This is a genomic window from Asticcacaulis sp. MM231 (assembly GCF_964186625.1).
Taxonomy (GTDB): Bacteria; Pseudomonadota; Alphaproteobacteria; order Caulobacterales; family Caulobacteraceae; genus Asticcacaulis.
Genome location: NZ_OZ075110.1, coordinates 1 through 13519 on the forward strand (window position 1 = coordinate 1; position 13519 = coordinate 13519).

Here is a 13519-nt window from a genome sequence, read left to right on the forward strand (position 1 = left end):
ATGACATCAAAAACTCTTTTGCTCGCTTCGGTCTCGCTGCTTTTGCTGTCCACGCATGGGGCGGCTTTAGCGCAAGACGTTGCCCCAGCAACGACGGGATCAGAAAAGGTTGATGCTGCCGTTACTGCCAAGGAAGATGACGGCACAGTCGTGGTCGTAAAAGGCTATCGCGCCAGTCTGCGTTCCGCCCAGCAAATCAAACGCAAGTCCGATTCCATCGTGGATGCCGTCGTGGCTGAAGACATCGGCAAGCTGCCGGATGTGAACGCTGCCGAATCGCTGGCACGCCTGCCGGGCATCCAGATCAGTCATGGCAGCGACGAAGGTAGCGGCGTGCTGGTGCGCGGCCTGCCGGATGTCGCCACAACCGTTAACGGCCGTGATATTTCGACGGCCGAACTACGTCGTGTTCAGCTTCAGGATTTCCCGTCGGGCGCCCTGGCTGGGATGGAGGTCTATAAGTCGGGCACGGCCGATCTGCTGGAGCCGGGACTGGCGGGCCTGATCAATGTTCGCACCCGTCGTCCGTTCGATTTCAAGGGCTTTGAAATCGACGGCGCTATTCGCGAGACCTATAACGACCAGAATGACAAGTTCAACACCAACGGCAACCTCCTAATCACCGATCGCTGGAGCACCGGTGTAGGTGAAATCGGCGCCTTGTTGAACGTCTCCTACACGGAGCAGGACTATCGCAACGCCGTACGCTGGGCCACCGGCTACATAGCAACCGGTACCGTGGACGGACAGACCGCGAGGTATCCAGATGCCGTCGGCGTTTATATGGATACGGGCCATCGCTGGCGTCCATCGGCCAATGCTACGCTGCAATGGCGGCCGAATGAACAGGTCGAACTTTATGCCGATCTTTTGTGGCAGGCCTACCGTGCCGAACATGCCAATGACTGGGCGCAGGCGCCCTTATGGAGTGGCACAAAGACCAATGTGGTGTTTGAGGAGGGGACCGATAAGATCTCCAGCATGACGAATACGGGGGGCGAGCCGATCTCTTTCTATCGCTCGACCGGCTATGACCGGACGGACACGCAGCAGATCGCGGTGGGAGGCAGCTACACATCTGGCAGCCTGAAGCTCTCGACGGACCTGGCCTATACAAACAGCGTCTATTCGAACTCATCATGGAGCCTCGATTCGGCGCTCAAGGAATCCTATCCCATCAATGTCAATTACAATGCTGGTGGCGGCGCCGCATGGAGTGTTGTTGGGCTGGATGTCTCAGACCCCGCCAACTATATCTGGCGCGGCTATTATGAGAGTATTTACAAGGTGGGTGGCAACGGCATCCAGTGGCGCGGTGATGCAGTTTACGATACCGGCTGGGGCATCTTCAAGCAAATCAAGGCCGGCCTGCGTTACTCCGATCGCAATGCTTTCCTCGAAAGCAATTCCAGATATGGCTGGACGCTGCCGCTCGCCATCCCGATGAGCGAGGTTCCTGTAGGCGATTTGTTCATGACGCAGGACACCTTCCGTGGCAGTGAGCAGGGCTTCCGCAACTATTTGCAGCCAACCCGTGCAGGCATCGTTGATAATCGCCAAGGCCTGCTTGCCTTGACACGTGAGGCTCTGGCGGAAATGGGGGATACGGGTGGCGTTGCGAACTGGCAGGCCGACTTAATGCCTTATGTGTCAGGGTTCCGAGCGAAGGAAGCCACGCGCACGGGCTATGTTCAGGGACGGTATGAGGGGCATTTCTTCGACTCAGATGTCGATGGTAATATCGGCGTTCGCGTTGTTAATACGATCGGGAAAAACTATGGTATCTCTACCATAACATGGGATGGTGTTACCACCGTTTCTGAAAGCTCCATGAAGCAAAACTATGTAGACGTCCTGCCGAACGTCAGTATGCGCCTGCGACCGAATAACGAGACGCAAATCCGTCTGGGTATCACTAAAACACGGACGCGTCCCGATTTCGGCCAACTGAATTCGACGACAAGCATAGGGGAGAATAAAGGCGAAGACTCAAATCTTTACGCCGCAAAAGGGTCTTCTGGTAACCCGGACCTGAAGCCGCTGACCTCGACCAATTACGATATCACGTGGGAATATTATCCGTCAGCGAATACGTCTTCGAGCGTGGCGGTGTTCTATCATGATCTGTGGGGTTTTATCAGCAATTATCCTGTAACGATTCAAGATCCTACCTACGGCACAATGCTTATTAGTCGTCCGGAAAACGCCGGTAGCGGTAAGATCAAGGGCATTGAGGTTGCGGGCCAGACGTTCCTAGACTTCCTGCCGGGGGCGTGGAACGGTTTTGGTGTTCAGGCCAACCTGACCTATATTGACGCTTACAACGAACTCCCGGAGTCACTGGGTGGTCAAGGGCAGATGGTGAAGATACCGGGCGTATCAAACTGGAGCTATAATCTGGCTCTGTTCTACGAGAAAGACAAGATTTCCACGCGTCTGTCGTACAACGGCCGTTCGCGCTGGATCAATTCTTACGATAACCGCAGCGGTGGCTGGGAAGGCGAAGGCACCGAAGCCGTCAATCGTCTGGACTTTTCGTTCAGCTATTCGCCCAGCGATGCCTATACCATCAACTTCGATGCCTCTAACATCCTGGCGGAGCCTTTCCATAACTTCCACGAATATGAAACCGGCTCGAGGTTCGTTCGCGATATCCGCGACGAAGGCCGCTACTACGGTCTGTCGGTGCGTTTCAAGTACCAATAGCACGCATGATGAAGCCGTGGGTGGTTGACAAGCCACCCACGGACTTCTTTCATCCTTGCTCGCCACGTTTTTTCAATCTCCTAGCCAAGAGAATTTCATGACCAGAAAACTGCCCGTACTGGCGGTCGCCGCACTTGCCCTCACATGGTGCCTCGGCGCGCACGCAGGCACCTTGAGCGCCACAGGCGCCCTGAAGGCCGATCAGCCGGGAGCGCCGATCAACCGCTATATCTATGGCCAGTTTTCCGAGCATCTCGGTCGTGGCATTTATGACGGCGTCTGGGTAGGGGAGGACTCCAAGATTCCTAATGTCCGCGGTATCCGCACGGATGTCGTCACGGCGCTGAAAGACATCAAGGTGCCGGTTATCCGCTGGCCGGGCGGTTGTTTCGCCGACGAATACCGCTGGCGCGACGGCGTAGGACCGCGCGACAAGCGTCCTTCGCGCAAGAACAACTGGTGGGGCGGCTCTCCTGAAAGCAACCAGTTCGGCACCCATGAGTTCATGGACTTTGCCGAGCAGATCGGCGCCGATCCCTATGTGTCGATCAATGTCGGCTCGTCCGACCCGACCGAAATGCGCGAATGGATCGAATATATGACCTCGCCCGGCGATGATACGCTGGCGCAGGAACGGCGCGCCAATGGCCGCGACAAGCCCTTCAAGGTGCCGGTGATCGGCATTGGCAACGAAAGCTGGGGCTGTGGCGGCGAAATGACGCCGGAATATTATGCCAATGAGTACCGCCGCTTCTCCGCCTTCTTCCACAAGAATGATGACAATCCGGCTATCCGCGTCGCGTCGGGCTCCAATGCTGATGACACCAACTGGACCGATGTTGTGATGAAGGCGGCGGCCCGTCGCATGGACGCTATCAGCCTGCACTACTACACCCTGCCGACCGGTGACTGGGGCAAGAAGGGCGCTGCCACAGGCTTCAGCCAGCAGGACTGGGTGGATACGTTTGCCAATACGCTGAAGATGGACAAGATCATCGACGATCACTCAGCCATCATGGACAAGTACGATCCGGAGAAGCGTGTCGGTCTCTATGTCGATGAATGGGGCACGTGGTATGACGTCGAAAAAGGCACCAATCCGGGGCACCTCTACCAGCTCAACACCCTGCGTGATGGCGTGCTCGCGGCGGCCAATTTCAACATCTTCCACCACCACGCCGACCGTGTCCGCCTGACGGCGATCGCCCAGACGATCAACGTCCTGCAGGCCATGATCCTGACGGAGGGCGACAAGATCGCCCTGACGCCGACCTACTATGCCTACAAGATGTACGTGCCGTTCCAGGATTCGACATCCCTGCCGCTTGATATCACGGCGCCTGAGTTTACCCTGGGGGGCAAGACCATCCCGGCCTTCAACGCTTCGGCGGCGCGCGGCAAAGACGGCAAGATCTATATCGGTCTGGCGAGCATGACCCCGAAAGACGAGGTCGCGCTGACGATTAATCTCGGCACCCTCAAGGCGAAGTCTGTCTCGGGACAAGTTCTCACCGCGGAAAGGCTGGATGCGGCGAACCCGATCGGCGCGCCCGGCGTCGTTGTTCCGGTCGATTTCAAGAAGGCGAAAATCACAGGCGGTAATCTTGTGCTGACGCTGCCCGCCAAGTCTGTCGTGGTTCTCACGCTTGAATAGGTTGGCCGACTGAAATTTGGCGAACCTTGCCGAATACCGCCGGGGTCACTCCCTGATCTCGGCGGAAAGACGTCTCGTGTGTGTCGGGCGGGATTCCGCCCACCTTGACCTCTTCCATCCTGTGCACCGATAGGGGCGCAAGCCTGCTTCCTCAGGCACGTTCCGCTATCGGTGCTTTTTTTGGCGCTCTTTTACAACGTATTTTGGTTGGTCCTCATGCTTGCTGCCTCCGTTATGGCTCGCCATGTCCCCGTGCCTTTGACCCGCGTTTATGGGCGCCTCTTGTGGGGCCTCCGCCGGGCAGGGATACTGGCTGTTCTCGTCGCTGGCGGCGCCACATCGGTGATGGCGCAGGTGTGTCCCACCGTCACCGCCGCACAGGATATCGACGTGCGACCCGACTATACCCGCATGGGCAAGCCGTTCGAGGGATGGGGCACGGCGCTGGCCTGGTTCGCCAATGTGACGGGCGGCTATCCTGATCCGGTGAGAAACCGGCTTGCTGATCTTCTCTATGGCGAGCAGGGACTGCGCTGGAACATTGCCCGTTACAATATCGGCGGGGGCAATGCGCCGGATATACAGCCCTATCTGCGCAAGGGCGCCGATCTTCCCGGTTTCTGGCGCAGGCCCGCAGGCGCCACCGGTCAGGACTGGTGGCGGCCCGACGAGGCGGCGATGTGGGACTGGTCCGCCGATGCCCGCCAGCGCTGGTGGCTCGACGCCATTCATGATCGTGTTGACAACAAAGTGCTTATTCTGGAGGCGTTTTCCAACTCGCCGCCCTATTTCATGACGCAAAGCGGTTTGGTGTCCGGCAATGACAACAGGCTGGACAACAATATCAAACCCGGCGCTTCCAGCGCTTTTGCTGACTACCTTGTCCGCGTGACCGCCAGGCTTGAACAGAGCCACGGCGTCCATTTCAGAACCCTGTCGCCGGTGAATGAGCCGGCGACGCCTTACTGGCACGCCAAGAATACGCAGGAGGGCTCGCACTGGACGCCCGAAGCGCAGCAGGAGGTCATTGTCGCGACCGCAAAGGCCCTGGGGAAGGCTGGCCTAAAAACGCGGGTTGCGGCGATGGATGAAACCGATTCCCTGACCTTTATCCGGAACTGGCAAGCCTATACGCCTGAGACCAGAGCCTTGATCGGTCAGCTTAATGTCCATAGCTATGATACGTTCGGACAGACCGGTGTGCGGGACATTGCATCGTCATCCAACATACGCCTGTGGATGTCGGAAAACGATCTGTCACCGCAAAATGTGCGCCAGGACTTCGACGATATGCGTCCGCCCCTGGCGCTGGCGGAACGCATTACGCTTGACCTGAAGAAGTTGAAGCCCGTGGCGTGGGTGTTCTGGCAGGCTGTTGAGAATGTGTCGCCCGATCCACAGCACAGCTCCAACTGGGGCCTGATCAAAATGGATTATTCCGTGCCCGATGAGGGCGAGCACACCCTCACGATTTCGCGTAAATATTACGCCATGGCCAATTTCAGCCGCCATATCCGGCCGGGTTATCGTCTGTTCGAGGTTGCGGATATGGACACGACAGGCGCGGTATCGCCGGACGGCAAGACCGTGGTGTTTGTCCACGTCAATGCTGGCCCCTATGCCAGAAACCTGAAACTGCCCAGCCAAAATCTGCCCAGCATGAAAGTCGGGCAGGCCCATCACGTCGAGCTCTATGTAACGGATGCGGCGCATGAGGCGGCGCGCCTGTGTGGAGACAATCTGACAGCTTCGGGGATGTCGGTGCAGGTGCCGCCGCAATCCATTTCAACCCTCGTCATTACGCAGGCGCCGTCCTGATCCCTTGAACAGAAACCATAAAAAGGAAACGCCATGAAATCTCGCAACACGCTACGTCACATACTGACGTGCGCAACGGTTCTGGGCACCCTGCCCATTTTGTCCGCGACCGCCGTCATGGCGCAGGCCCCTGCGCCGGCGCTTGCCGAATGGCAGCAGCCGGACGTGGTCGCCGTGAACCGCGAACCGATGAAGGCCACCTTCTTCAACTATGAAACCCGCGAACTGGCGCTGAAAGGCGACATGGCGGCGTCCACGCATTATCTCTCGCTCGACGGAACCTGGGCCTTTGCCTATTCCAAAGGCGTCGATAACCGCCCGAAAGACTTCTATCAGGCGGGATATAATACCTCGGCATGGGGCCGTATTCAGGTGCCGGGCATGATTCAGGCGCAAGGTCATGGCGCTTATGGCCTGCCGGAATTCTGGAACATCAAGTATCCGTTCCCCACGGATGAGCCGCGCGTGCCGGGTGATATGATCGAGATCGGTTCCTATAAGCGCGACTTCGAGGTGCCGGCCGATTGGCAGGCAAAAGATATCTTCCTGCACATCGGCGCGGCGGGCGCCGCCTATTACATCTGGATCAATGGCGAGAAGGTCGGCTATTCCGAGGACTCGAAACTGCCTTCGGAGTTCAACGTCGGCAAGTTCGTAAAAGCTGGCAAGAACACGATCGCCATAGAAGTCTACCGTTACGCCGACGGCTCCTATCTGGAAGATCAGGATTTCTGGCGTCTGTCGGGCATCGAGCGCAGCGTCTATGTCTATGCCGAGCCTCAGGCGCGTTTGCGCGACTATACCGTGACGACGCTACTCGATAAGACAACCTATAGCGACGGTCTGTTCACACTGGACGCCGAGTTCGCCGGCAAGCCCGCCAAAGGACAGGTGACGGCCACGGTCTATGACGGCGATACAGCGGTTTTGACCACGCAATCCGCCATCAGGGGCGGCGCCTCGGCGGTCCTGAAGGGCACGATCAAAGACGTCAGGCCCTGGTCGGCTGAGACCCCGAACCTGTACCGTCTGGTGATCGAGTACAAGGACGCCAAGGGCAAGCTGATATCGGCCACCTCACGCAAGATCGGCTTCCGAACGGTTGAGATCGCCGACGGTGAAGTGCGGGTCAATGGCAAGCGCATCATGATCAAGGGCGTCAACCGCCATGAGCATGACCCCGATACCTATCGCGTCATCTCCGAAGACCTGATGCGCAAGGATATTGAGCTGATGAAGCAGGCGAATGTCAACGCCGTGCGGACCTCTCATTACCCGAACGATCCGCGCTGGTACGACCTGGCGGACGAATATGGCCTCTATGTCTACGATGAGGCCGATATCGAATCTCACGAATATATGGATACGGCCGACAGGCTGGGCAGCCCGAAGCGCGAAGAGATTCAACTCGGTTATAAGCCGCACTGGGAAAAGGCGCATCTTGACCGTATCTCGCGTATGGTCGAGCGCGACAAGAATGCGCCCTCGATCATCATCTGGTCGCTGGGCAATGAGGCCGGCACGGGGCCGAACTTCGAGAACGCGGCGAAATGGATCCGGAAGAACGATCCAAACCGTCTGATCAGCTATCTGGGGCAGGGCACGCTGGTCGAACGCCATGCTCCGAACGCTTACGTCGATATCTATGCGCCGATGTACGACGATATCGAAAAAATGGTCGACTGGGCCGAGGACCCGACGCGCACTCAGCCGATGATCCAATGCGAATACGCGCACGCCATGGGCAACAGCCTCGGCAATCTCGAAGACTACTGGCAGGTTATCCGTTCGTACAAAAAACTGCAGGGCGGCTTCATCTGGGATTGGGTCGATCAGACCGTCCACGCCAAAGACGACAAGGGCCGGCCCTATTGGGCGTCTGGCTTTGACGTCAACCCGGCGCGTGGCGACAACAGCGTGGTTGGCGATGGTGTGGTCAATGCCGATCGCGTGCCCGATCCGGAATACTGGGAATTGCAGAAAGTCTATTCCCCGGTCGTCTTTGAAGGCGATCCGACGACGGGTCAGATAACGGTCGTCAATCGCTACGATTTCAAGGACCTGTCGGATTTCGATTTTGAGTGGGTTTTGACCAACGACGGCAATCTGGTCACATCGGGCACCGTCGATGCCGCCAGCGTCAAGGCCGGTACATCCGAGGCCGTGCCGATCACTTTGCCGATGCTGAAGGTCGCACCTGGAGCGGAGCAAATCGTCACCCTGCGTGCCAAGGCAAAGGCAGGCGCTATCAAGGGCGTGGCGGCCGGAACGGTGCTCGGTTTCTCACAGTTCATCACGCATAAAGCCGAAGCCGAACCGGCGCAGGGCGTGGCGGTGAAGCCGGTAAAATCAGGCGATGACATCGAACTGAGAACCGCCACGGCGACGCTTGAGGTCGACGTCAAGACGGGGCTTGTGACCTACAGCGCCGGGGGCAAGACCTTGCTCAAGGGCGGCGCGCCGAACTTCTGGCGCGGCCTGACCGACAATGACGAGGGCTCGGGCGTGGAGAAGTCGCACAGAATCTGGAAGACCTTTACCGAACAACGTCAGGTCCGCTCGGTGGACGTCAGCGCAAACTCGGTGAAGGTGCTTTATAATTTCGGCACCGGCGCCGTCCATTGGTCCACGACCTATCGCATGACGCCGGACGGGGCTCTGAACGTGACCTCGACCTTTACGCCGTTGCGCGATGACCTGCCCGATCCGTTGCGTCTGGGCCTGCGCTTCGATACCGATCCTGCCTTGAGCGATATCGAATGGTATGGCCGCGGTCCGCAGGAATCCTATATAGATCGCCAGACCGGCTATGCCATCGGCCTCTATACGGGCAAGGTCGCCGATCAGTATCACGACTATAGCCGCCCGCAGGAAAGCGGCAACAAGACCGATGTCCGTTGGGTGAGCCTCAGCGACACGGCTGGGCAGGGCGTCAGGGTCACGGGCGATCAGCCCCTCTCGGTCAACGCCCTGGCGTTTCCCTATGAGGATCTCTATATCCGCCCGCGCGGCACCTGGAAGTCATCCGAAATCCATCCTCATGGCGATGGTTCCCTGCTGATCGATCTGGTGCAGACCGGCGTTGGCGGGGACACTGGCTGGAGCCTGGATGGCCGCCCGCATGCCAAATATCGCGTCCGTATGGAGCCGCAGACCTACAGTTTCACCGTGCGGCCGCAATGAGCGCTCACCAGAAAACAGCGTAAAGCGCGATCAGAATAAGGATGACGCCCAGCGCCATCAGGTTAAACAGCCGGGACGTTCTGAACGTTCCGGCTGTTAGCTGCCAACCGGGAAAAAGTTGCTTATCCGGAAGCAGTTTTGACACGCCGACGCAGACGGCGAGGGTGATCCAGAACACCCAGCCGACGCGGTTGAGGAACGGCATGAAGGGTACATGCTGGGTAAGAAACTGCCAGTCCATGCCGCACCATTGCGGATGCTGGTGCAGGTGATTGGCGGTGAAAAAGAAGGCGGACATGGTGACGCCGCTTATGATCCCTGCAAGAGCGCCCGCAGGTGAACATCCGCGCCAGAAGAGGCCGAGAAGGAAGATCACCACAATGCCCGGTGCGAAAAATCCCGTCAGGTTCTGGCCAAACTGGAAAACCTGATCGAAATCGCCGAGCAAGGGTTTGGCGACCATAACCGCGATCAATAGGGCGCCGACCGCCGTGGTCCTGCCCACAATCATGAGTTGCCGGTCGGTCAGGGCGGGAAACGCCGGCTGGACGAGATCGAGCGTGACGATCGTGGCGATGGAATTGATCTTGGAGGCGGATGAAGCCACGATGGCCGCGATGAGCGCGGCGAACACCAGACCAAGCAATCCGGGCGGCAGCAAACTCATCATCGTGGGGTAGGCCATATCCCCTCTGGCCAGACCGGGCGCCAGAAGAATGGCGGTCATGCCCGGAAGAACCACGATCAACGGCATAAGCAATTTCAGATAGGCCGAAAAGGCGATGCCTTTCTGGGCCTCGGTCAGGGACTTGGCCGCCAGCGCCCGCTGGACGATGTACTGGTTGAAGCCGAAATAGGACAGGTTCAGTATCCACATGCCGCCGATCAGGACAGCGATGCCGGGCAGGTCCTGATAATAGGGGCTTTCCTTTGGAAGGATCATTCTGAAATGATCGGGATGCCGGCTCATCAGATGACCAAACCCCTGTAAGGCGCCGTCAAGGCTCCAGTCTCCGCTGATCGTGCAGAGTGTCATGGCAAGGATGACCAGACCGCCTGCAATAAGGATGGCCACTTGCACCACATCCGTCTGGGCCGAGGCTCTCAGCCCGCCCCTGATCTGATAAAGCAGGGCAAATACGCCCAGCCCGACAAGCGCCGTAACGGTGTCGATCCCGGTGATCGTGGAGACGGCCGTGCCGCCCAGCCACAGAATTCCGGTCAGGTTGATCAGGACATATTGGCAAAGCCAGAAAACGGCCATGAGATTTTTAACGCCGGAACCAAACCTGAGCTGAAGAAAGCCCGGCATGGTCATGACGCCGGTGTGGAAGAAAACCGGCAGGATATATTTGCCAACCAGGATCAGGGTGAGGGCGGCCATCCACTCATAGGAGGCGACAGCCAGTCCGATCCGGTAGCCTGACCCCGACATGCCGATGATTTGTTCGGCCGAGATATTGGCGGCGATGATGGAGGTGCCGACCGCCCAGAAGGGCAGTTGATGACTGGCAAAGAAATAGCGCCCGGTCGTCATGGCTTCAGCGGGCTTAGCGCGCGAAACACTTTGCGCCAGAATAAAGATGACGGCCATGTAGACCACCACGATGCCGATATCCAGGCTCGACAGGGATTCCAGTGTGTGAGCTTGCGGCATCAGGGCGTTCATCAGGCGGTTGGGGCAGGTTGAAAAGCTTATATTTGCTATGAGGTTCGGCTTAACGTTATACTGGAATACAGATAGCGGGATACTGACTCATGGCTGAGAGTGTAGCGGAAAATAAAAAAAATCAGGCGCGGAATGTACCCAGCGAAGGCATTTTCTTTCAGGGACGTTTGCACGGTGCGCTGGCGCATCGTCTGGCGGTCGACATCCTGAAAGGCAACTATAAACCTGGCGATATACTGCCTCATCAGATCGATTCGGTTGAGAGCCTCAATTCAACGCGCACGCCTTATCGTGAGGCTATACGCATACTGGCGGCAAAGGGGCTGGTGGAGAGCCGCCCCAAGCGCGGAACTCAGGTCTGCGAGCGGTCGCGCTGGAACCTGCTCGATCCCGAAGTCATGGGGTGGATGTTTGAAACGACGCCGACGGATGCCTTCATCAAGGCGCTTTTTGAGTTGCGGCTGATCAATGAACCCGCCGCCGCCGAGCTGGCGGCGGAAAGGCGTACGCCAGAACAACTGAGCCAGATGTACGCGTCTTTGATGATCATGAAGGAAGAAACCCTTCATACCGAACGTGGCCGTATTGCGGACCTTGAGTTTCACAAGCAACTCTTGCTGGGCACACAAAATGAACTCCTGATCTCCCTGAACAGTTCCATAGGCTCAGCGATCGCCTGGTCGACAAAGTTCAAGTCCTCCGATCCGATTGGCTCGCGCGACAGTTGGCCCGATCATCTGAGAGTGTATGAGGCTGTGGCCGACAGGGATAGCCGTGCGGCGCGTTTTAGTATGGAAGCCCTTGTACGCACAGCGCTTGAGGATACGCGCCGATCACAAGGCTGGAAGACGGCCTCGTTGTCGCTCGAGGCGCATACGTAAGCAGGCTATCCAGTTGACGCACCTGATCTGTCAAATCAACATCCGCCAGAGCCAATTCAAGCTTTGGATACGAGCAACAGGCGGCGTTGGCTGAACTCGGCCAAGAGGCACTGAACAAACCTCTTTTAATTGTAAGATAAATGGGTCAGAATTTCTCGTACCACCTTTATAAGGTAAAGGAGGACATGATCTCGGGACGGTCTTTGGCGACAAGTGGTCATTGTCCCGAACGTTGAGCCGATTAGCCCGACATCCAGCTCTATTCCGGTAATGTTCTGGATGGCGCGGTCTTGCTGCATCGGTGCTAAATCTAGTCAAATAAGCTGACCAAACAATTCAGCACACCATAAAAACAGGGACGAATTCCGAAAGAAAATGACATCCGTAATGAAAGTGTGTGTTGTGGCGAGCGCCCTGACCTTGTCGAGCCAGGGACTGTATGCGCCCGCCCACGCCGAGACAACGCGTTGGACGGCAGCCAGGGCCAATAGCTGGTATGGTCAGCAGCGCTGGCTGGTTGGGTCGAATTTCCTGCCGACCGACGCGATCAACCAGTTCGAGATGTGGCAGTCAGATACCTTCAATCCGGCCGAGATCGACAAGGAATTCGGCTACGCCGAAGGGATCGGCATGAACACCATGCGCATTTTTCTGCATGATCAGCTTTGGCAGCAAGATCCGGAAGGGTTCAAGGCGCGCATCAATGTTGTGCTCGATCTTGCCGCCAGGCACCATATCAAGCCGATGCTCGTTCTGTTCGAACTCATGCTGGGACCCAAATCCCAAACTGGGGACGCAGCACGCGCCTGTGCCGGGTGTGCACAATTCCGGCTGGGTGCAATCGCCAGGCAGTGCCGGACTGATGGACGAAGCCGGTTGGGGCAAGTATGAAGCCTACGTCAAGGGCATTGTCGGTGCCTTCGCCAAGGACGACCGCATCCTGGCGTGGGATGTCTGGAACGAGCCGGATAACCGCGGCGGCGGTAACTATGACCAGTTGCCTGAGGATGTGAAGACGGCTCAGGTCGCGAAGTTGCTGCCGCAGGTTTTTGCCTGGACGCGCGCACAGAACCCCGACCAGCCGCTGACCTCCGGTGTCTGGCACAATGATGACTGGTCGCCCAAGGGTAGCCTCAATGCCGTGGAGCGCGTACAGATTGACCAGTCAGACGTCATCAGCTTCCACAGCTATGACTGGCCGGAACGCCTGGAGGCGCGCATCAAGTCACTGCAACCCTATGGTCGTCCTCTGATCATGACGGAATACATGGCGCGCGGCAACGGATCGACCTTTGACTCCGCCCTGCCCATGGCGCGCAAATACAATGTCGGCGTTATCAACTGGGGCTTTGTGCTGGGCAAGAGCCAGACCAACATGCCGTGGGATTCGTGGGAACGGCCTTACACCAAGACGCCGCCGACCCTGTGGTTTCACGACATCTTCTATCCGGATGGCAAGCCCTATCGTCCGGCTGAAACCCAGCAAATCAAAGCAATGACCATCGAGGCAGAAAAAGCCTTCAAGACGAAATAAAGAGAGCTGGGAGATAGAAGACCTTCCGCTTTTTAGGTGGTGCGGGCGCATATCCCGACCGGCTCGATAAAGGC

The 13519-nt window shown here is 57.8% G+C and carries 6 protein-coding genes and 1 pseudogene; 6 read left to right on the forward strand and 1 reads right to left on the reverse strand.

Features of this window, described 5'->3' with window-relative positions; all coding sequences use genetic code 11:
- The 4 genes from ABQ278_RS19380 to ABQ278_RS19395 form a co-directional block, all read left to right on the forward strand.
- Nucleotides 1-2706 (forward strand): TonB-dependent receptor (locus ABQ278_RS19380; RefSeq protein ID WP_349322671.1); only part of this gene is annotated, 2706 nt, incomplete at its 5' end.
- Nucleotides 2707-2803: 97 nt separating this feature from the next.
- Nucleotides 2804-4360, forward strand: coding sequence for an alpha-N-arabinofuranosidase (locus tag ABQ278_RS19385; protein ID WP_349322672.1), 1557 nt, complete (start codon nt 2804-2806; stop codon nt 4358-4360).
- 282 nt (nt 4361-4642) lie between these two features.
- On the forward strand, nt 4643-6178 hold the full coding sequence (locus tag ABQ278_RS19390; protein ID WP_349322673.1) for a glycoside hydrolase: 1536 nt from the start codon (nt 4643-4645) through the stop codon (nt 6176-6178).
- A 33-nt stretch (nt 6179-6211) separates the two neighbouring features.
- Entirely contained in the window at nt 6212-9361 is a 3150-nt protein-coding gene (locus ABQ278_RS19395) for a glycoside hydrolase family 2 TIM barrel-domain containing protein (protein ID WP_349322674.1), read from the forward strand.
- Nucleotides 9362-9365: 4 nt separating this feature from the next.
- Here ABQ278_RS19395 and ABQ278_RS19400 read toward each other — a convergent pair whose 3' ends face one another.
- Nucleotides 9366-11018 (reverse strand): sodium:solute symporter family transporter, encoded by a 1653-nt coding sequence (locus ABQ278_RS19400; protein WP_349322675.1) that lies wholly within the window; start codon nt 11016-11018, stop codon nt 9366-9368.
- Nucleotides 11019-11119: 101 nt separating this feature from the next.
- Between ABQ278_RS19400 and ABQ278_RS19405 the strand changes: the two genes are divergently transcribed.
- Entirely contained in the window at nt 11120-11911 is a 792-nt protein-coding gene (locus ABQ278_RS19405) for an FCD domain-containing protein (protein ID WP_349322676.1), read from the forward strand.
- Nucleotides 11912-12298: 387 nt separating this feature from the next.
- Nucleotides 12299-13445 (forward strand): annotated as a pseudogene (locus ABQ278_RS19410) (1,4-beta-xylanase).
- Nucleotides 13446-13519: the final 74 nt, after the last annotated feature.

Excerpts from the sequence above, each read along its gene's own strand:
- ABQ278_RS19385 (WP_349322672.1), top strand. The coding sequence starts at position 2,804 with ATGACCAGAAAACTGCCCGTACTGGCGGTCGCCGCACTTGCCCTCACA.
- ABQ278_RS19395 (WP_349322674.1), top strand. The coding sequence starts at position 6,212 with ATGAAATCTCGCAACACGCTACGTCACATACTGACGTGCGCAACGGTT.
- ABQ278_RS19400 (WP_349322675.1), bottom strand. The coding sequence starts at position 11,018 with ATGCCGCAAGCTCACACACTGGAATCCCTGTCGAGCCTGGATATCGGC.
- ABQ278_RS19405 (WP_349322676.1), top strand. The coding sequence starts at position 11,120 with ATGGCTGAGAGTGTAGCGGAAAATAAAAAAAATCAGGCGCGGAATGTA.